Here is a 20,664-nt window from a genome sequence, read left to right on the forward strand (position 1 = left end):
GCGATTCGTCCCCCCAACTAGTCTCTGAATAGAGCTTTCAGCGTAAAGGAAACCTCATGAAAAAGTTCAATCGTTCGGCAATGGCCGTGCTTGCCCTCCTCGGGACCACCGCCGCCTTTGCCCAAAGCAGCGTGACGCTGTACGGCCGTGTGAATACCACGGTGGAACGCCAAGATGTGGGTGGTGTGAAGACCACGGTTGTGGCCAACAACAGCTCGCGCTTTGGCTTCAAGGGCGTTGAGGATCTCGGTGGCGGTCTGACTGCTGGCTTCCAGCTGGAAAGCGGTTTCCAGTCGGACACCGGTGTTGGCAGTGGTGCGCTCTTCGGTCGCCACAGCGAAGTGAACCTGTCGGGCGGATTTGGTACCGTTCGCCTGGGCAACTTCTTCCCCGCCTCGTACTACGCTTCTGCCGACTACGTCAGCCTGCACAACCACGATACGGGCTCCTCGTCTGACGCCCTGTACTACGACCCGGTGTGGTTCGGTGGCCCCGGCACTGGCAACACGATTGCCTACCGCACCCCCAACATCGGTGGCTTCACTGCAGAAGGTTCGGTCGTTCTGCATGAGCAAGCGCCCGGTACCGGTGGCAAGAACGGCTACGACTTCGCTGCCAATTACGCCATGGGTGCGCTGGACCTTGGCGCAGGGTACAGCGTCATTGACAGCAACAAGCAGCTCTCTTTGCGCGCGCTGTATACCGTTGGCCAATTTACGCTTGGTGGCTACTACCAGCGCAACGATGACGCAAATCAGATTCGGCCTACCGGAGCTGGAACGCGCAACAACCTTCGCTTGGCGGCTGCCTACAGCGTTGGCGCCTCGGAGTTTCATGTGAACGTGGGCCGTGCAGGCGAATACGAGAACATTGCAGACAGCGATGCTACCCAATACACGCTGGGCTACAACTACAACCTGAGCAAGCGCACGAAGGTTTACGGGTACTACACACGTGTAAACAACAACAGCAACGCTACATACATGACTGGTGTCGCCGGTGCCGATTTCAGCTCAGTTGCCGTGGGTATCCGCCACAACTTCTAAGCTTCGCTCACTCTCGGCAGCCCGACGGGCCGAGAGTCAACTGCGGAATAGAAAGGCCTCAAGTTCCTTCCAGGGATGCGAGGCCTTTTGCCTTTCAGGCTAAGGCCTTCTCTTGTCGCGTCGGTATCAAAAGTGAATGGTCCTGCTTTTCTGGAAGATGGCGCTTTGCCACTCCTGGCCGTACCGCTGACAAGGGTTTTGCGATACGTACACTTCCACGAGCTCCATATGGGAAGGTGGCCACCCCCTGTACAAGCAAGGCGGGTTTGCTTCCGAACGCAAAGATCTACCGGCGATTCGTGGCTCAGCAGCATCTTGAGCGGCGAGTGGTCTGGCCATCTCCTGGCGGGAACGCCACTTGAAAAAAGGTGTCCAATCATCGCGCCTGAGAGGCGGCGTGCTAAGCACATCTCTGTGCGCCACCTGGGTTGACCATTTTTTGAGGTTTGATGCACATGAAACTGTTGGTGATTGAGGATGAAGTCAAGCTAGCGGAGTACCTTCGAAAAGGGCTCGAGGAGGCGGGCTTCGTGGTGGATCTTGCGCACAACGGCATTGATGGCCTGCATCTCGCGATGGAGTCCGACTACGACCTCATCGTTCTGGATGGGATGCTTCCCGGCATCGACGGGCTTGGCTTGTTGGCCGCATTGCGCCAGAGTAAGCGCACGCGGGTGTTGATGCTGACTGCCAGAATTAAAGTGGAAGACCGAGTACGCGGTCTGAACACTGGTGCAGACGACTACATGGTCAAGCCCTTTGCATTTTCTGAACTTGTTGCCCGGGTTCAGGCATTGCTGAGACGAGAGCAGACGGGAGCAGGGGCTGAGCAACTCACGTCACTTAGCGTGGCTGACCTTGAAGTTGACCTAGTCGGCCGCAAGGTGTCTCGCCGAGGGCAGAAGATTCTCCTGACATCTCAAGAGTTCAGCCTTCTTTCTTTGCTCCTTCGACGGCAAGGTCAAGTACTTTCGAGAACCGAAATAGCCTCGCAAGTGTGGGATATGAACTTTGACAGCAACACAAATGTGGTGGACGCTGCGGTCCGACGCTTGCGTAGCAAAGTGGATGTCCCATTTGACAGCCCGTTGATTCACACGCTTCGCGGCGTCGGCTATATACTGGAACGCCGACAAGAATGAATCAAAAGGGCGCAAATTCGCTAGGACGGCGGCTGTCGGTCTGGCTTGCGTGGCAGAGCTTGGGAGGGCTGTTAATCGTATGCGCGACGGTGTACGGGGCCACACACTACGCATTTGCGGCGCGCCAGCTGGAGGAGTTGGGTCAGAAGCAGGCCCTTCTCACGTATCTTGCCACCGAGGCCGCCCGCACTGGCGATGATGTCAAGCTCAAGCACGAGCTCGACGATTTAATGGTTGGCCATCCCCAGCTCGGGCTTTCTGTGGCGCAGGCAGATGGGGCAATCTTCCACGAAAAACTGCTGCCTTCATCGAGGCGTGAGCGGCGAGTGATTCAGTTTAACCTCGACTCCCCGAAGCCTGGCCAGCAAATGCTTCGCACAGAATTATCGCTGGATGTAGGTGGCGACGCTCTGGTGTTGCGGCGCATTGCATGGATTCTCTTTGCGGCGGCGGTGGGAGGCGTACTGCTGATTTCCTTCGGCGGTTCTTTCCTGGTATGGATAGGACTGCGGCCTTTGCGTGAACTTTCGGCCCAGGTACAAGTGCTCACGGCAGGAACGCTGCACCACCGACTGGATGGTTCACGACAGCCTGACGAGCTCGCTCCGCTGATTGCGCAATTCAACGATTTGTTGGCCCGTCTCGACCAGTCTTACGAACAAATGGAGGGCTTCAACGCTGACGTGGCCCACGAGTTGTTGACACCACTGACGACGTTGATGAGCGGTGCTGAACTGGCGATGCATTCATCCAAGAGTCCGGACGAGATACGTGAGTTGCTCAGTTCGAATCTGGAGGATTTGCAGCGCATCGCTGGGATAGTGCACGACATGCTGTTTCTCTCGCAAGCGGACAGGGGGGCAGTTGCGCGTCGCACATCGACCCCCAGCCTCGCGGCAGTCGTGCGACGTGTTGCTGAGTATCACGAAGCTACTCTCGATGATGCTGGACTAACCCTTGAGGTGAAGGGGGACGTCGATGGAGAGTTCGACCTACAGCTGCTACAGCGCGCGTTCTCCAACTTGGTCAGCAATGCCACCCGCTATGCCACAAAAGGCTCGAGCATAGTGGTGAGGATTGAGCCCGATGCTTTCGAGCAGGTGACAGTTCTCGTCGAAAATCGTGGGGCTCCGATCGACCAGCAGACGCTCTCCAAGATGTTTGACCGATTCTTCCGAGCCGATGTATCACGCAGCGGCGCTAGCAAGAACCACGGTCTCGGCCTCTCGATTGTTGCGGCCATTGCGCGTATGCATGGTGGCACAACCATGGCTGCATCGAGCAGCGGCATCACCAGCGTGGGCATCCTTCTGAAGCGGTTCGCGAAGTAGGCCGGCATCCGTTTGGCCTCACAGTGAGGGCTGTCCAACGAGAGCTTTAGTCGCGCAGCCCGTCGGTGGCGCGGTCACTGTTCCGCATATTCTACGAGAATAACTGATTTGTCATTTTGATGACTTCATGTTGTTGCTGACCAACTCATACAGTGTTTTTCAGTGCCGAAACGGCAGCTGTTGCCTCACTTGAGAGGCTTTCCAAATCACTTTTGAGGTCCTACATGTCCAAACTCCATTCCTTCCGTCAAGCCGCCTTCGCAGTCTCGATTGCAGCCACGCTGGCCAGCGCCGCCGCTGCAGGCATTTCTAGCAAGGAGCAGGCGCTGATTGGCCAACCCGCTCCTGCTACGACATCGGCACGTGTTATCGACCTGAGTACGTCCAGCTACGCCAATGTTTCTTACGGTGAGACCGTCGTCTTTCTCGGCAATGGAGGCAACCAGTTCACCTGGACCTTCAATGGTGTTGGCGGCCGTTCCTGGGATCTTGCCAAGATTGCCCCCGCTGGCTTCTCCGACAAGCAGTTCCGCGTGTTTGTGAGCCGCAATCCGTTGTATCGCAGTTGAGCGCTCATCGCTTGGAATGAGAAAATCCAAGCTGTCGGGGTGGTACGCCACGACAGCCGCTTGAAGTAGACGGGCTGCACACGGATGGTGTGTGGCCCGTTCTACTTCTTGTCGCGGTCCTTGTAGGCCAGCAAGCGCAGTGCGTTGAAAACGACCAGAAGTGTTGAACCCTCATGAACGGCAACGGCTGCTCCAATGCCGAGACCCATGATGGTCGCAGGCACTAGAACCGCAACGATGCCAAGACTCACAAAGACGTTCTGACGAATTACCGAACGCGTGTGGCGGCTCAAGCCTACGGCGAAAGGAAGGTTCCTCAAGTCGTCGGCCATAAGAGCCACGTCGGCGGTTTCAAGTGCCACATCTGAGCCTGCAGCGCCCATAGCGATGCCCACGGTCGCGTTGGCCATAGCGGGCGCGTCATTGACGCCGTCGCCAACCATTGCCACCTTGGTTTCTTCGCGAAGCTTGCGAATCGCTTCCACCTTGTCCTCGGGCATTAGGTCGCCCCAGGCCTCGTCGAGGCCTACCCCGCGGGCGACCGCTTCTGCCACCTTCTTGTGGTCCCCGGAGATCATGATCATGCGGGTGATGCCGAGCGCTCGAAGCTGCTTCAGTGCATCACGTGCGCCTTCGCGTGGGGTATCAAGCAGTCCTATGGCACCGAGATCACGCTCACCCTTGCGCACAACCATGGATGTGCGACCTGCTTCACGCAGACGTTCAATGGCGGATGCGGCCGAAGCACCCAAGGGGGCGATGCCATCGCTTCCAAAGAGTTCTGCCTTGCCAATCCAGACTGTCTGCCCGCCCACGGTGGCAGTCACCCCGCGTCCAATCAAGTTTTCGAGATTGCTGGCGGTTGGGATGGGTTGCTGCCCCAAGCGCTCACGACCATCTTTCGCTATCGCGGCAGCAAGCGGATGGTCGCTCAGGGACTCGACTGCAACCGCCACAGCGAGCAGTTCCGCCTCGGTGACACCTTCAGCTGGCACCACATCAGTGATTCGCGGGCGGCCTTCCGTCAGTGTGCCGGTCTTGTCAAATGCCATTGCATTGAGGGAGCCGAGCTCTTCAAGAGGAGCGCCCCCCTTTATCAGAACGCCGCCTCGCGCTGCGCGGGCGATGCCTGACAGCACCGCGCTAGGCGTCGCAATTGCCAACGCACATGGACTCGCAGCCACGAGAACCGCCATGGCGCGATAAAAACTATCGCGGAATGGCTCGTCTACGACCACCCAGGCAAACAGCAGTAGGAACGCCAACAACAGAACAGCAGGTACAAAAATGCGTTCGAACTGGTCCGTGAATCGCTGTGTCGGAGACTTGCGCGTCTCCGCTTCGCTGACCATCTTGACCACTCGGGCCAGTGTCGAATCTGTGGAGCGCCTAGTCACCTCAATTTCGATGGCATGCGCACCGTTGATGGTGCCCGAGAACACGCGGGAGGCTGATTCGATGGAGTCGGGCCTAGCGCGAGCGACGGCAGCATCATCCACCGGTCGCTTGTCAACGGGCATGCTCTCGCCAGTGACGGGCGCCTGGTTGATGCTTGTTGTGCCAACCAGAATAAATCCATCGGCGGGAAGGCGCTCATTTGGCCTCACCAAAACGACGTCACCGACCACGAGCTCTTCCACCGCAATCTCAGATGTCTGCCCATCGCGGCGAACGGTGGCCGTGTCTGGCGCTAGTTCTGCCAGTGCCTCAATGGCGCGCTTTGCCCGACCCATGGCATAGCTTTCAAGTGCGTGGCCCAGGCTGAACAGAAACAGAAGAAGCGCGCCCTCTGCCCATGACCCGAGAGCAGCTGCGCCGGCAGCTGCGACCAACATCAGGGTGTCAATCTCGAAGCGCTTGCGTCGAAGGTTATCGATGGCTTCTCGCAATGTATAGAAGCCGCCAAAGAAGTACGCAGCGACGTAACAAGCAAGTGGAAGCCAAGATGGTGCGCCCGTTAGTAGCTTCTCCGTGACTGCTCCCGCACCGAGCAGCACTCCGCAAATCAGCGCGAAGATCATTTCGCTGTTCGCGCCGAACACGCCGCCATGCTGGTGTCCTTCGTGGCCGCCGGAAGCATGTTTGTGGTCACCGTGGTCGTGGCTATGGGCGCTATGGTCTTCCTCCGCCTCGCGCGGATTCGTTCCAAGGCTTGAGAGTTCGGCGCGTATTACTTCTTCCGAGGTCTTCTCGCGGTCGAACTCGATGTGCAGGAGCCCTGAAGCATTGGTGTGAGCTTCAAGAACGCCCTCCATCTTCTGCAGACGGTCGGCCACCGACCCGGCCTTCCTTTGATGGTTCACCCCGTCAAGTTGCCACTGCAGGTGGCCGAAGCGGCTAGAGATTTCTGCGCCAGCTGCTTTCGCAAGTTCACGAATGCGCGTTAACGAAAGCTGGTCCGGGTCATAGTGAATGCATAGCTGCGGCGGCTTTTCTGCGGCGCCAGGCCGCACGTGCACTTCGTCAACGCCTGGCCGATTGCGCAGCAGCCGTTGCAGCCGCTCAACGCAGGCATCTGCTTCGCCAGGAATGCTCGGCAGAAGAACAGGGAGGTCGACGCGAAGCTTTTCAGACATGACGTGATGGTCGCTCCATACGACTGAGTTGAATAGAAAAGAGCTGAACTTTGCTCGCAGCAGGTGTGCGAAGAAGCTCGTGAAAGCTTGATTCTTGAACGGCTGACACCCGCACCAAGAAAATATCGCAAAAGTCACGTTCGCGTCACATTCACGTTAGATAATTTCTATCCATGGTGCAAAGCTCGCCAGAGGTGTTTTCGTCCTCGTTTTGTCACATTGCGTCGGTCTAATCAGTTGTGTCAGCCCGACTTGGGTTGTCGTTCCACCGAGTCCTTGCGATGTAGGTCGCATCGGAACACGGTCCAAATCAACTGCACAGCAATAGACGACATGAAACACTCTCTCATCGCCCTTTCGATTCTCGCGACTACTGCAGGGGCGTTTGCGCAAAGCAGCACCACGCTCTTCGGTGTTGTCGACGCATCTGTGACGCGACTGTCCAGCGACAGCGCGAGCGTCACGGGACTCTCCAGTGGTGAACAATCTAGCAGCCGTCTTGGTTTTCGAGGTGTGGAAGACCTGGGCGGAGGCCTCAAGGCTAGCTTCTGGCTTGAAGGCAGCGTTGCCGTTGACAACGGCGGTACAACATTTCGCTTTGATCGACGCTCCACTATTGGCTTGATGGGCGACTTTGGCGAGGTTCGACTTGGCCGGGATAAGCTCGCGTCCTATCTGACCGTCGAGACCTTCGACCCGTTCGGCGACATCGGAGTGGCTGGGAGCGGTGCCAACAACATGCTCGGCAACGCAACGGTAGCTGCTGGCACGCAAGAGGGTAGTCACTCCAAGCGCGCAAGCAATATCGTTTCTTACCTGACTCCCAAGATGGGCGGCTTCCACGGCCAGGTGCAATACGGATTGGGCGAACGAGCCAGCAGCGAGCCGAACAACAGCCGTGGCAACTTTGTCTCCGCTCGCGTGGGCTATCAATCAAACCCGCTCGACATCGCATTGGGTTATGCACAGCTGAAGGGAGGCACTGCTATCCAGGAGGTGACTTACAAAGCGCTCAACCTCGGCGCGTCGTACGACCTCGGCTTCGTGAAGCCCATGCTGTTGATTGCCACCGAGCGTGGCGCGGGGTGGGGTGTCAATGCATACACATTGGGTGCGTCGGCCCCGGTGGGCCAGTCGGGTGAGTTCCGTGTCGGCTACACGCGCTTCAACACCCGCAACCAAGTCGACGCCGACTCATCGAAACTGGGTCTTGGCTACATCCACAAGCTGTCCAAGCGCACTGTTGTCTACGGTCTGCTCGCTCGTGTGAGCAACGACAGCAACGCCAATCGCGGCTTCGCAGTCTCCTCATCTTCCCTGGCGTCTCCGCTCATCGCTGCTGGTGATACTGCAACCGGCTACTCCATCGGCCTTCGTCACTCGTTCTGATAAAAACAGTCGCAGTGTCAGATGTGGGGTCTGTACTGCGGCGCATAAGATGCTCCCCGTGGAATTGGCTCAAGAACCTTACGGCTCTTGAGCCCTTTTTTATCGTGCGTTTTCGGGCGACAGTGTCAGCCTTTCTTTCGACCTAAGTCCACCCTAGAGGGTCACATGGACTTGGTAAACATCACGACCAACGTGTTCGCGTTCACAGATTTGCCATCCACCTTGCCGAGGAACGAGTTCTTCTTGGTCGCGCCGACCATGGCGCCCGAAACGGAGAAGCCATCGCCCAGGTCGTAGGCGGCGCCAACGCTGTAGTCAACGTAGTTGGGCAGCGCGATGTCGCTGCTGTATGAGGTGTAGCCCAGCGACGCTTTCAAGGTCCAGTTTGGCGCGATTTCTTGAGCGTAAGAAACGTTCAGATAGCCAGTGCCTTTGCCCTTCAAGCCCGACCCGAGCGCGGAACCCGCAGCATTGAAATAGTCGTCAGAAACGGTGTGGTAGTACTTGGCGCTCAGAGGGCCCCAACCCACGCCCAGATACACCTCAGTGGTGTTCGCAGCGCTGGCGCCCGTGTAGTGATAGCGCAGAACACCGGCGTCCCAGCCGAGCTCGCCGGTTGCAAACTTGTAGCCGGCGTAAAGATCGCTTTCCAGGTTCGCAGTCGGGCCCGTGGCACTCGTCTGGAAGTTGACGGTCGAGTTCCAGTTTCCGGCATAGAAACCACTTGCGTGGGCGTAGTCAAAGCCGCCTTGCAACGCAGGCCGCAGCTTGCCTTCCCGCACGTCTTGGTCTTGACCGCGCGTCTTGTAGTTGGTGACGAGACTGACGTTCGCGCTCAGTTGTGCGCTGGCTAGCATGGGGAGCGCAGCCAAGGTAAGGACGGCCAGAGTCTTGGGGGAGATGATTGTTTTCATGAGTGAGCTTTCAAGTGGTGATGAACAGATAAAAGCCGAGTCGGAGCTTTTGACCCCCACCCTTGATTGCAAGCAACTAGGGCACGGGACTCGACGTAGACAGCTTCCTATGGCATACCGTTTCACCAAGAGAAAACTTCATTGAATTTGATAAAACGCTAGCGTCTTTGGCGGTAATGGCTCGATTCAACAACTTGAAAGCAACTCCCCTCGTGCAACTCCCCATTGCATGTTCGGCCGTTTCTCAGTCCGACCTAGGTGACCACTGCTGGCACGGACCGATTCCACCGGTCGGAGCTAGGTTGAAAGCGACTTTGCTCTTCTGACACCTAAGCAGAAGGTGACGCATTTGTCATCGTTCGGATGTCGGTTTGTGCCGGTTCGCTCTCTAAATTAAGTCCAACAGATGACGGTTGCCGCTGGCAACCGGGAAGCGATCCGATGGACCGCCAAGTCTCTAAACGTTCACTCGGCCCACGTCCACTGTGATGTCAGGTCCGATGGCTTTGTTCTCTGGTGCGGTTTGACGCCGTGCTCTCAATCCCAGGACAACTATCCGTGGAGTTTCTTTCCCAGGAGCGTCAAGCCGAAGTCAGAGCTATCGCCGAAAGGCAGCAGAAGACTTATCGCCAGATGCTTTCGGTAAACAAGAACAAGACTTTCGCCATCCATGCGATTCATACCCTTCATGGGCAGATAGACGAGCTGGTAGCAAGAGTTCAAGCGAGACCAGATGTGCGCTTCGACTGCAAACCAGGGTGCTCGCATTGCTGCAACTTCCGTATTGAAGTCTTCCCGCCTGAGGTTTTTGTTCTGGCTCGAAGGCTGCGGGCGCTACCAGGCGAACAGCTAAGCCTAGTGACTGAACGACTTCGTCTTCATGTTCAAAGGTCACAAGGTGTCCGTAGGGCAGGGCACTGGATGAACTGCCCCTTGCTAAATGACGACCGTTGTTCCGTCTACGAAAACAGACCGTCAACTTGCAGGAAGTACTTATCCCTGGATGTCGAGGAGTGCAAGAGACCAGGAATTAGTGCGCTGGAAGATGGCGAGTTGGCGCTTAAGTCATTGGCGCTCATCAGTGGTGTTCGAGAAGCGTATGCAAAGGCCAAGAGCCCCCTTTCCATCCACGAGCTCGGTGAGGCACTTCTTACAGCACTGACAGACCCATCCTGCGAGGAGCGTTGGTTCAAGGGTGAGATTGTCTTTCCGCTAATGGCTGAGGACGACTGAAATCGTGGAGCAAGTCGTCCTATGTAGAGGGGAAACATGAGCGCAGCTGGGCGTAACGAGCCGTGTCCGTGCTATAGCGGGAAAAAGTACAAGCATTGCTGCATGTTGGCTGACTGGGTTCCCATTGATGCAGAACAAGCGCCCAGCCCGGTCGATGCATTGAATCAGGCATGGAGCTTTGTCGAGTCAGGACAGGCGCCTGCAGCTGCGAGCCTTTGTCGAACGATCCTTCGGTCCGATGCGGCACAGCCGGATGCGCTGTATCTGTTGGGCGTCTTGGCTTGTGAGAACGGAGATGTTCGCGATGCTCTGGAACTCTTCAAGAGGGCCGCGCTGGCGCGCCCGCAGTTCCCGGAAGCCCACTATTACCTGGGGCTCGTTCACATGCGGCACGCCCAGTTTGAACAAGCCGCCTCTCACTACCGCCAAGCCATCTCGTCTGCGCCGGGATTTCTCGAGGCCCATTGCAACCTGGGCTTGGTGCTTAACCGCTTGGGGCAGCCACTGCAGGCCCTGACTAGCTACCAAGAGGCGCTAGCCATTCGGGAGGCAACAGAAGTGAAGATCGGCCTTGCCGAATGCATGCAGCGCCTGCGCGTCACGCCAGGCCTAAGTCACTTACGCCCCCTGCTGACGCGTGCAATTGCGGAGGCCTGGCGCCGGCCTGAGGAACTCGCCCCTACCGCCATCGAGTTTCTACTGTGCGAGCCAGGTGTACGAGAAGAAGTATCGAAAGCGGCCAGCGATGTGCAATCCCTTGCCGACTGGAACGAAGACAGGCTTTTTCTCGCGCTACTCGAGAGCGCGACGATTTGCGATGGCAGCGATTCCTGCAGAGTTCTACGAGCCCGTCTGTCGCCACGGTTTACCCCTTTTGAGGCCATCAGTTGTTCATGCTGCCCTGAGCCATTGCACCCAATATGACTGATTTGTCATTTACCGGTTTTCGAACTGTGGACATGCCAGTTCTACAGTTCCGTCAGTGCCAAAAAGAAAAATTTGGCTTCCTTTCTGACTCAATCTGAGGCTCCGATGAAAACACTCCAAGTCGCTCTTGCTGCGATTACCCTTGCATCTTCCGTTCTTCTGACAACTGCTGTTTCGGCCGACACGCTTCGTAGCGGCGAGTCTCCTTACGGGCAACTTGCAGTGGAAGCGAAGAACGTACGTGTTGTGGATGTGACGGCCACGAAGTCCGCCAGCGTCACATATGGCGAAACCATCTTGTTTCAGGGTGCAGGCGGAAAGACGTTTGCTTGGACTTTCAACGGTCTTGATGGTCGGTCTTGGAACATGAAGCAGTTTGCGCCTTCGGGTTTCGTTGCCAACGACTACCGCGTTTACGTGGCCAGAAACCAGCTTTATCGCCGGTAACAGGTCTTCTTGTCCAAGCGACGTGCTCGGACCTCCGTAGAGGCTGATCCGTCGAAAAGAGCTTGCTCCAAAGAGGCAGCACCTCACTGCTTGACAAGCTCCGAGCCAGTTGAGCACGAGGACATACATGCTATCTGATGGCGGCCGCAACGTTGCGTCATCCGTTGGTGCTCCAAACAAAGCCTTGCCGTGCAGCCTCGATGCGTTCATTGATATGTAGGTCAACGGGAGAAACCAAATGACCAGGAAACCCATGTCGCTCGCCTTAGGGCTTGCGATGCTCGTCGGAGTTGGAGCGAACGCACAGCAAGTCGCTCCCAATAGCGCTTCACCGGTGGGAGTGGCGTCCTCAAAGCAATCGGTGCAGCCACTGACGTTGGGTGCCGCACTGCAGGCTGCCCTCGACAACAGCCCCACGTCGTCCGCTGCCAGACGCGAGATAGAAGCTGCTCAAGGCGTGCTCATGCAGGCAGGGGTCTATCAAAACCCCTCGCTTGATCTAGAGGTGGAGGACCTCCGATCGGGTATGCGTAGCACAACAGTCACCTGGAGCCAGCCTCTGGAGCTTGGCGGGAAACGCTCAGCGAGAGTTGCCGCGGCGGAGCGCTCACTAGAAGCTATTCGCGTTAAGAGCGAGGCGACTGAAGCTCAATTGAAGGCCGACGTTACATCTGCGTTCTTCTCTGCGCTTTTAGCCCAGGAGCGTGTGAGGTTGGCGCAAGAGTCTCTGAACATCGCTCGCTCTGGCAGCCAAGCTGCGTCCAAGCGAGTGCAGGCTGGGAAAGTGTCTCCCCTGGAGGAGACACGCTCGAAGGTCGCAGAGGCTAACGTACGTCTCGAACTTGTCCAGGCGCAAGGTGAGCTGGCAGCGCAGCTTCAAGAGTTGCGTGCGCTCCTGGCTGGCGGGGTGCCCTTCGACACTTTGGATGGAAATGCTCTACTTCTTCCAACCCTTCCTCCAATCGACGTCCTGCAGGCTCGCGTGGAGAACTCACCGACGATGCGACAAGCTCGACTTGAGACGAGCCGACTGTCAGCGCTCTCGGATTTGGAACAGGCAAAGCGGAAGCCAGACATTGCCGTAAACCTCGGCATGCGGCGTTCTCAGCAAGACGGTCGCTCGATGGCCATCGTCGGGGTTTCGATTCCACTGCCCGTGTTTGACACCAATCGCGGAAACATCATCGAGTCGCTACGACTGAGAGATAAGTCGGAAGACGATGCCCGAGCCCTTGAGTTGCGTTTGCGAGCCGATCTCGCGATTGCAAGACAGCGAATGGAAATCGCCTCACAAGAAGTGGCCGCCGTCAGTGCGGAAATCCTTCCCAGTGCGCAGCTCGCCTTCAATGCCGCCGCGCAAGGGTTTGAGCTTGGAAAGTTCGAATACCTCGACGTTCTCGATGCTCAACGGACGTTGCTACAAGCGCGATCCCAGTACCTACGCTCTTTGGGCGAATCTCATCGAGCGGCAGCAGATGTCGCTCGGCTCCTCGGAAACAACACTCTCAATTGAATCTGCCATGGCTACCAAATCACCTATGAATGCAAGACCTGAGAAAAAGCAGTTCATCATCATCGCCATCATCCTGGTGCTGGGCGCAGTCGGAGGAACCCTAATCCTGCGAGGCGGAGAGAGCCACGGCGAAAGCGATGGCCATGGCCATGAGGAAGAAAGCTCACAGGTCGAAGGGGGTGCCAGCAAAGCAGGAGCCAAGGAAGCTGGTTCCAGCACCTCTGTTGAGCAGAGCAAGTCACCTGCCAGTGCAAGCGAAGAGGGGCACAAAGAGGATGAGGAAAAGGTGGCTCTGACGGACGAGCAGGTGAAGGCAGCCGGTATCGTGATTAAGGAAAGTGGCGCTGCTGTGATTCGTACCACGCTGCAGCTCCCTGGAGAGATTCGATTTAACGAGGATCGAACCGCGCACATCGTTCCGCGAGCAGCGGGTGTCGTCGAGAGCGTGAGCGCAAATCTCGGGCAGAAGGTGTCTCGCGGCCAAATCTTGGCGGTGGTTTCCAGTTCCACCGTGTCAGAGGTCAGGTCTGAACTTCAAGCGGCGGCAAAGCGCCGTGAGCTTGCACAGACAACATACGAACGTGAACACACCCTGTGGGAGCAGAAGATCTCGCCGGAGCAGGATGTATTGCAAGCCCGCCAAGCGCTACGTGAAGCAGAAATTGCAGTGGCAAATGCCACTCAAAAACTGAAAACTCTTGGGGCGTCGGTCGGTTCCGGGGCTCTAGGTCGAGTTGAGCTTCGGGCACCTTTCGATGCGATGGTTGTGGAAAAGCACATCGCCATCGGCGAGGCCGTGCGCGAGGATGCAAACGTGTTCACTTTGTCCGACCTTTCAACGGTATGGGCTGAGATGAGTGTGGGAGCAAGTGACCTTCCTAAGGTTCGAGTTGGTGAGCGTGTACGAGTGAAGGCCGATGCCGCAGATGTCGTTGCTGAGGGGAAGATTGCCTTCGTCGGATCGCTGATTGGTGCGCAAACTCGAACAGCTCCCGCTCGGGTTGAGTTGAGCAACCCGCAGGGCGCCTGGCGGCCTGGGCTCTTCGTGACCGTTGAAGTGCTTACCAATGAAAATGACAAGGCATCTGCGGTAACAGTAGACGCAAATGCACTTCAAACAGTGGAAGACAAGCCCTCGGTGTTCACAAAGGTTGATGGCGGATTCGTCGCAAAACCTGTCCGTGTCGGACGCACTGACGGTCAGCGCGTTGAAATTCTAGATGGCCTGAAGGCTGGTGAGTCCTATGCCGCTGACGGCAGCTTCGTCGTCAAGTCTGAGCAGGGCAAGAGCTCGGCGACGCACGCGCACTAAAGGCCGCCAACTATGTTTGAACGCATCATCCGCTTCGCCATCGAACAACGATGGTTGGTTATGTTGGCCGTGCTCGGAATGGTTGGGCTCGGGGTGTACAACTTCCAACGGTTGTCCATTGACGCCGTGCCGGACATCACCAATGTCCAGGTGCAAATCAACACGGCTGCACCTGGCTACTCTCCTCTTGAGACAGAGCAGCGCGTAACGTTCCCGATTGAGACGGTCATGGCTGGGCTACCTGGCCTTCAGCAAACACGTTCCATATCGCGCTACGGCATATCTCAGGTCACCGTGGTCTTCAAAGATGGCACCGACATCTACTTCGCACGCCAGTTGGTGAACGAGAGAATGCAGGGAGCCGTCAGCTCTCTGCCGGAAGGCGTTCACCCTGCTGTGGGACCAATTTCTAGCGGCTTGGGCGAAATCTTCCTCTGGACAGTGGAGGCCAAAGAAGGGGCGACGAATGCGGACGGTAAACCGTACACGCCGACCGACCTACGTGTGATTCAGGATTGGATCATCAAACCGCAGCTGCGCAATGTGCCAGGTGTGACCGAGATCAACTCCATCGGCGGCTATGAGCGACAGTTCCAGGTTGCGCCGATACCAGAGCGCCTGCTGGCCTACGGGTTAACTTTGCCTGACGTCGTTCAAGCTCTTGAGCGCAACAATGCCAACGTGGGAGCCGGCTACATCGAGCGACGTGGCGAGCAATATCTGATTCGAGCGCCTGGTCAAGTCAGCAGCCTTGAGGACCTTCGCAATGTTGTTCTCGCGAACAATAGCGGAACTCCGGTTCGAATCCGCGACGTCGCGGAGGTCGATATTGGCCAGGATTTGAGAACTGGTGCAGCCACGGACAACGGTCGCGAAGTCGTGCTGGGTACTGTGTTCATGCTCTTAGGAGAGAACAGTCGGACGGTCGCCCAAGCTGTTGCGAAGAAGATGGAGGAGATCAACCAAAACCTTCCAGAAGGTGTACACGCGATTACGGTCTATGACAGAACCGTTCTCGTGGATAAGGCGATCTCTACGGTCAAGAAGAACCTGTTTGAGGGTGCCGTACTCGTTATCGCGGTGTTGTTCCTTTTCCTGGGCAACATCCGAGCGGCATTGCTGACCGCATTGGTCATCCCCCTCTCGATGCTCTTCACCTTCACAGGGATGGTGAATCAGAAGGTGAGCGCCAACCTAATGAGTCTCGGAGCGCTGGACTTCGGGATCATCGTCGACGGGGCGGTGGTGATTGTGGAAAACTGCATTCGTCGTCTTGCGCATGCCCAGGAGCGCCATGGTCGTCCATTGACCAAGGCGGAGCGATTCCACGAGGTGTTCGCCGCATCTCAGGAAGCTCGCAGGCCATTGCTCTACGGCCAGCTCATCATCATGGTCGTCTATTTGCCCATCTTCGCCCTTACAGGCGTGGAGGGAAAGATGTTCCATCCGATGGCTCTGACAGTCGTGATCGCGCTGTTGGGTGCCATGATTCTCTCAATCACGTTTATCCCTGCAGCTGTGGCCATGTTTATTGGCAACAAGGTTGGTGAAAAGGAAAACCGTCTTATGGGTTGGGCTCGTCGCGCCTATCACCCATTGCTCAAGCGGGCCATGGGCGCGAAGGCCGTCGTTCTGACCGCTGCAGCTGTGGCCGTTGTGTTGTCGGGGCTTTTGGCAACTCGCTTGGGCAGTGAGTTCATACCCAGCCTCAACGAGGGTGACTTCGCTATCCAGGCGCTGCGAATTCCAGGTACCAGTTTGTCTCAGTCTGTTCAGATGCAGCAGCAACTTGAGCGAACGTTGGTGGCAGAGTTCCCTGAAATTGAGCGCGTCTTCGCCCGCACTGGGACCGCCGAGATCGCGTCAGATCTTATGCCGCCCAACATCTCAGACGCCTATGTGATGTTGAAGCCTCAGGATCAATGGCCAAGTCCTAAGCGGACGCGCCAGGAGCTCGTTGAAGCTGTTCAAGAGCGAGTGAGCAAAATCCCTGGCAACAACTACGAGTTCTCGCAGCCGATTCAACTACGTTTCAACGAGTTGATCTCGGGTGTGCGCGCGGATGTGGCCGTCAAAGTATTCGGTGATGACATGGACGTGCTGAACAAAACGGCCCAGGAAATCGCTGAAGTTCTTGGGTCGATCAACGGAGCGAGTGAGGTTAACGTGGAACAAACCACGGGCCTGCCCATGCTCTCCATCAACATCGACAGAAGTAAGGCGGCACGCTATGGCGTCAATGTGGGGGACATCCAGAACACCATTGCTACGGCCATTGGCGGCCGCAATGCTGGGACTCTCTTTGAGGGAGACCGCCGATTCGACATCGTCGTGCGACTACCCGAAAGAATGCGAGGGGATCTGGAGTCAATCCGCCGTCTGCCAGTGACGCTCCCGGCGACCACGCAGGCGAACGGAAGCTCTCGTGTGAGCTTTATCCCGCTGTCAGAGTTGGCGACACTTGACTTGGCCCCCGGGCCGAATCAAGTCAGCCGAGAGGATGGGAAGCGAAGAATCGTCGTAAGCACCAATGTGCGCGGACGCGACTTGGGTTCGTTCGTGGAGGAAGCCGGCGCCGCTTTGAAGGAGAGGGTGGTCATTCCAACTGGATATTGGACCACTTGGGGTGGACAGTTTGAGAATCTTCAATCCGCCACGCAGCGCTTGCAGATCGTGGTGCCAGTGGCACTCCTCCTTGTGTTCGTTTTGCTGTTCGCTATGTTCGGTAACGTGCGAGATGGGCTCATCGTGTTTACCGGAATTCCCTTTGCGCTTACGGGCGGCATCCTCGCGCTTTGGCTGAGGGATATTCCCCTATCCATCTCAGCTGCTGTCGGATTTATTGCGTTGTCTGGCGTGGCCGTGCTGAACGGGCTGGTCATGATTTCGTTTATCCGAAATCTCAGGGAGGGTGGCGCGAGACTGGATGACGCGATTTTCGAAGGCGCTTTGACGCGACTTCGCCCAGTGCTGATGACAGCCTTGGTGGCATCGCTCGGCTTCGTTCCCATGGCCATTGCAACTGGCACCGGTGCAGAGGTGCAGAGACCACTCGCGACAGTGGTGATTGGAGGCATCTTGTCGTCAACGGCACTCACGCTGTTGGTGCTGCCGGTCCTATATCGGATCGCGTATCGGCGTGAAGAAGATGACGAGGCTGAAGACGAATTGGCGTCTCCCGTTCTGCCGTCCTCTTCGCACCAACCAACATGATGCGTCGCTCATGGTCTTGGGACTGGCCAAGGCCATGAGCTCGTAGCAATGGAGACAGTACATATCAACCGCAGAGGCTCGTCTGGACGGCTGGCCTAGCTCGAATGTCTCACGCTCCATCGCGTGAGAGCACTTGCATCGTCGTCACTTCCTGGCGGAATGTCAGCTGAATTACATGTTCGTCATTTCCGAGATTGGCGTCCTTCAACTGCCAAACTGTCGCCCTCGGAGACAGTCGCAATATGAAGATACTCATAGTGGAAGATGAAGTCCAATCGGGCGAGTACCTGAAGCAGGGCTTGAGAGAGGCCGGCTACTACACTGAATTGATGCGTGATGGCATCGAGGGTTTGATTGAGGCCACGGAAGGTGACTACGATCTCGTTCTGTTGGATGTGAACTTGCCAGGAATCGATGGCTGGTCGGTCCTTCGTTCTTTGAGGCGAAAGAAGCCTCGCTTGCCCGTGCTGTATTTGACTGCCAGAGACAGCATAGAGGACCGCGTGAAAGGCCTCGAGTTGGGCGCTGATGACTACCTGGCAAAGCCATTTTCGTTTTCGGAACTCTTGGCACGAATCAAGACAGTTCTCCGCAGAGGTGCCCAGTCCCAGGAGTCCACCACACTCCAAGTGGCTGACTTGCAGTTGGACCTAGTGCGTAGAAAGGCGTCTAGGTCTGGTCGCTTGCTGGATCTGACTACTAAGGAGTTTGGGCTTCTCGAGCTGTTTATGAGACGTCGTGGTGAAGTGTTGCCTCGGTCCTTGATTGCTTCGCTCATGTGGGACATCAACTTCGACTGCGAGAGCAATGTGATAGTGGTGGCAGTGGGCCGGCTAAGGTCAAAAATCGATGATGAATTCGACGCAAAGCTGTTGAGAACAGTGCGTGGCATGGGGTACGTCCTTGACGAACCCGAACCCGAACCCGAACCCGAACCTCAACGGCAGAACCCCCTGTGGGACATCGAGACCTTTCCTCAGTCAGAGGCCACCGAGAACCTTTAACGGCGTAACAGCTCAACCCGTCGCCGCCTGAACTCGTGCGGCGATTTCATCCTCAAGCTTGAGGGCGGGTGGGCCTCGTTGAAGTGCTCAAACGCCTCAGGCAACTGTGCCAGGACGGTGTGTGCATCGCTGAGGTCCATGCGACTGACGTAGTCGGTAAGCAATGGGATGAGCGCCCCCACCCGTGACGGCATCGACGTGCCAAGTGGAGATGTTGATCAACCACTTGAACCGAGAAGGGGCCGTCCACCATAAAGTTTACGACTGTTGACATCGACCTGGCGAAGAACGGTAAGCGGCCAGCCATCCCATCTTGAATCTGCGTTAGGCGCATAGGACGCTCGTGTCCACCTTCAACTTGGACCGACCCCCAAACCTTGGACAATTATGGTCTCATGTGGGCGCCGCGGCGGCCCGCATCCTGTATGCCACTGGGCTCAGGCCTCCAAGCCCGAGCTTGATGCGATCTACGTTGTAGTAGCGAATGTAGTCGTGGGGGGCTCCCTGTCGCCAGCGCCCCGGGATGAGTTCGTTGCGTTGAATCTGCCTCCACCAGTTGAACAGGTCCCACCTCCTGAGACCAGCTCGCCGCCCGTGGCGCGCGCGATCCATATTGAGGTGCGGCGCAGTGCCGGCGTGGTCACCGTGAACTGGCCACTGGAAGATGCAGCGTCATGTGCAACCTGGCAGTATACGGCCGGTCACGCCACCTTGACACCGACGATCGGCCTCGCGTCAACGATCAGGCCACAGGTGTCCAGCGGTGCGGCAGCAACTCATCAATCCGGCTGTTCGGATGCGCCAGGAGCCGCTCCAGAACGTTTTTGAGATAGACCCACGGATCGTGTCCGTGCAGCTTGGCCGACTGCACCAGACTCATCACGACGGCAGCGCGCTGCCCCGCCAGTTCGCTGCCGCAGAAGAGCCATGCTTTGCGGTTATGCCGAGCTCGACATAACCGCAACAACTGGCTGTTCGCCGGCAGCTTGCGTGCGGGCAAGCGCGCGGCCGCAGTCATGAGCCTGATCCAGTCAGCGCGCATGAACGGGCACGACCCCTACGCCTACTTGAAGGACGTTCTCGAGCGGCTACCGGCGCTGCCTGCAAAGCGAATCTCGGAACTGCTACCTCATCACTGGACACCATCGACGTCTCGTGGCTCGGTTCCTGCAGTCGTCTGACTATGCGCGCTCCGGTACTGAGCCCGTCGCCAGATGGCGATGAAGTCTCGACTGCCGTTTACGGCGCGCGAGTAGAGCCACGACGGTGTGAGCTTCTCATGCGGGATACCCCACATGGGCTTGTGCGCATGGACTTTCTCATTGCCTACAAAGATATATTCGTCGCACGATGCAATGACCTTTTCCTCGTCCACGCCGAACATGCTCCCGCCCGCATCAGGCCGGTCTGGGTCGAACAGGTGCATGACCCAACATGCGATGACAACGCTCGGCTTGTACCGCTGCACGGCCGATATCGCGTCCAGCTTCTCAACATCCTCGCCGTAAGGCACTGTCGGTTGCCTAATCTGTCGGTAGTGCGCCTTGAACTCGGCTTCTTCTTGCTGACGGTTGTCTGTCGCGGGAATGGATAGGGTCCCTGCGAGTGCGCCATGCCCGGCTCCGATCTCGATGGTCGTTTTGCCTCGGATGCGAGCCCGAAGGAATTCACACAGTTCTTCTGTGGGGAAGCTGTACAGGCCGTGGCGCACGCCGAACAAAAGCCGTTCCTGCGCCGTCGTATCTTCAAGAACTTGAGCGGGAATCACTCGGAGCCGGCCATTGTTATCCAGCAGCAGGCTCGAAATGTCTCTCACGCTCGCAGCGTCGGTGAAGTACACGTCCATAGTGCTTATTGTTGCCGAACGGCATAAGCGGCAATCACGCTGTCAAGATGTGTTCGCCGCGCGTACATGAACGCCCCCTATGCCAGCCTCTCAATTCGTGACAACGCGAAGGTGAAGATTGCTCCCGTACATTCGGACTGTGAGTGCAGCTTTTGACTGCGGTCCCTGATGGGATTTGCTGGTTGGCGCCTCAATCGCTTAC

The 20,664-nt window shown here is 57.2% G+C and carries 15 protein-coding genes and 4 pseudogenes; 13 read left to right on the forward strand and 6 right to left on the reverse strand.

Translation table 11 applies throughout. From position 1 onward, the window contains the following. Positions 1-56 precede the first annotated feature (56 nt). From KXJ60_RS13955 to KXJ60_RS13970, 4 genes are all read left to right on the forward strand, one after another. Positions 57-1,046, forward strand: a complete 990-nt coding sequence (locus KXJ60_RS13955) for a porin (RefSeq protein WP_291128953.1) — start codon at positions 57-59, stop codon at positions 1,044-1,046. Positions 1,047-1,501: 455 nt separating this feature from the next. Beyond that, on the forward strand, positions 1,502-2,188 hold the full coding sequence (locus KXJ60_RS13960) for a heavy metal response regulator transcription factor (protein WP_291128955.1): 687 nt from the start codon (positions 1,502-1,504) through the stop codon (positions 2,186-2,188). Further along, the gene (locus tag KXJ60_RS13965) at positions 2,185-3,519 is read left to right on the forward strand and encodes a heavy metal sensor histidine kinase (RefSeq protein WP_291128958.1); all 1,335 of its coding nucleotides are present in this window, start codon (positions 2,185-2,187) and stop codon (positions 3,517-3,519) included. Before KXJ60_RS13960 ends, KXJ60_RS13965 begins: the two co-directional genes overlap by 4 nt. Positions 3,520-3,743: 224 nt before the next feature. After that, positions 3,744-4,088: a CzcE family metal-binding protein gene (locus KXJ60_RS13970; RefSeq protein ID WP_291128961.1), complete on the forward strand. Its 345-nt coding sequence runs from the start codon at positions 3,744-3,746 to the stop codon at positions 4,086-4,088. Positions 4,089-4,189: 101 nt separating this feature from the next. Here KXJ60_RS13970 and KXJ60_RS13975 read toward each other — a convergent pair whose 3' ends face one another. Then, complete coding sequence (locus tag KXJ60_RS13975) at positions 4,190-6,664, reverse strand: heavy metal translocating P-type ATPase (RefSeq protein ID WP_291128965.1); 2,475 nt, start codon at positions 6,662-6,664, stop codon at positions 4,190-4,192. A 333-nt stretch (positions 6,665-6,997) separates the two neighbouring features. Between KXJ60_RS13975 and KXJ60_RS13980 the strand changes: the two genes are divergently transcribed. Next, a complete protein-coding gene (locus tag KXJ60_RS13980) occupies positions 6,998-8,053 on the forward strand; it encodes a porin (protein ID WP_291128968.1) in 1,056 nt (351 codons plus the stop codon). Between the two features lie 161 nt (positions 8,054-8,214). Here the strand turns inward: KXJ60_RS13980 and KXJ60_RS13985 are convergent, their stop codons facing one another. Beyond that, entirely contained in the window at positions 8,215-8,967 is a 753-nt protein-coding gene (locus tag KXJ60_RS13985; protein ID WP_291128971.1) for a TorF family putative porin, read from the reverse strand. A gap of 558 nt (positions 8,968-9,525) precedes the next feature. Between KXJ60_RS13985 and KXJ60_RS13990 the strand changes: the two genes are divergently transcribed. The 7 genes from KXJ60_RS13990 (at position 9,526) to KXJ60_RS14020 (ending at position 18,616) form a co-directional block, all read left to right on the forward strand. Next, entirely contained in the window at positions 9,526-10,200 is a 675-nt protein-coding gene (locus KXJ60_RS13990; RefSeq protein ID WP_291128973.1) for a YkgJ family cysteine cluster protein, read from the forward strand. A 36-nt stretch (positions 10,201-10,236) separates the two neighbouring features. Next, positions 10,237-11,124 (forward strand): tetratricopeptide repeat protein, encoded by an 888-nt coding sequence (locus KXJ60_RS13995; RefSeq protein ID WP_291128976.1) that lies wholly within the window; start codon positions 10,237-10,239, stop codon positions 11,122-11,124. 108 nt (positions 11,125-11,232) lie between these two features. Further along, positions 11,233-11,574 carry a CzcE family metal-binding protein gene (locus tag KXJ60_RS14000; protein ID WP_291128979.1) on the forward strand — a complete coding sequence of 114 codons (342 nt, stop codon included), beginning with the start codon at positions 11,233-11,235 and terminating at the stop codon, positions 11,572-11,574. A 253-nt stretch (positions 11,575-11,827) separates the two neighbouring features. Then, positions 11,828-13,087 (forward strand): TolC family protein, encoded by a 1,260-nt coding sequence (locus tag KXJ60_RS14005; protein WP_291128981.1) that lies wholly within the window; start codon positions 11,828-11,830, stop codon positions 13,085-13,087. A 7-nt stretch (positions 13,088-13,094) separates the two neighbouring features. After that, a complete protein-coding gene (locus KXJ60_RS14010; protein WP_291129009.1) occupies positions 13,095-14,399 on the forward strand; it encodes an efflux RND transporter periplasmic adaptor subunit in 1,305 nt (434 codons plus the stop codon). A gap of 12 nt (positions 14,400-14,411) precedes the next feature. After that, a complete protein-coding gene (locus KXJ60_RS14015; protein ID WP_291128984.1) occupies positions 14,412-17,612 on the forward strand; it encodes a CusA/CzcA family heavy metal efflux RND transporter in 3,201 nt (1,066 codons plus the stop codon). A 242-nt stretch (positions 17,613-17,854) separates the two neighbouring features. Next, entirely contained in the window at positions 17,855-18,616 is a 762-nt protein-coding gene (locus KXJ60_RS14020; protein WP_291128986.1) for a heavy metal response regulator transcription factor, read from the forward strand. Here KXJ60_RS14020 and KXJ60_RS14025 read toward each other — a convergent pair. The 3 pseudogenes from KXJ60_RS14025 to KXJ60_RS14035 form a co-directional block, all read right to left on the reverse strand. Then, positions 18,613-18,771: pseudogene (locus tag KXJ60_RS14025) on the reverse strand (IS3 family transposase); the annotation flags it as partial. The gene KXJ60_RS14020 and the pseudogene KXJ60_RS14025 sit on opposite strands and share 4 nt — an antisense overlap. A 238-nt stretch (positions 18,772-19,009) precedes the next feature. After that, positions 19,010-19,108 (reverse strand): annotated as a pseudogene (locus KXJ60_RS14030) (IS3 family transposase); the annotation flags it as partial. Positions 19,109-19,358: 250 nt separating this feature from the next. Further along, positions 19,359-19,544 (reverse strand): annotated as a pseudogene (locus KXJ60_RS14035) (transposase domain-containing protein); the annotation flags it as partial. 31 nt (positions 19,545-19,575) lie between these two features. Between KXJ60_RS14035 and KXJ60_RS14040 the strand changes: the two are divergent. Further along, positions 19,576-19,797: pseudogene (locus KXJ60_RS14040) on the forward strand (transposase domain-containing protein); the annotation flags it as partial. Here the strand turns inward: KXJ60_RS14040 and KXJ60_RS14045 are convergent. Further along, positions 19,749-20,456, reverse strand: coding sequence for a hypothetical protein (locus tag KXJ60_RS14045; protein ID WP_291128988.1), 708 nt, complete (start codon positions 20,454-20,456; stop codon positions 19,749-19,751). The pseudogene KXJ60_RS14040 and the gene KXJ60_RS14045 sit on opposite strands and share 49 nt — an antisense overlap. Between the last annotated feature and the right edge of the window lie 208 nt (positions 20,457-20,664).

This window comes from Hydrogenophaga sp. (genome assembly GCF_019264445.1).
Lineage (GTDB): Bacteria > Pseudomonadota > Gammaproteobacteria > Burkholderiales > Burkholderiaceae_C > Hydrogenophaga.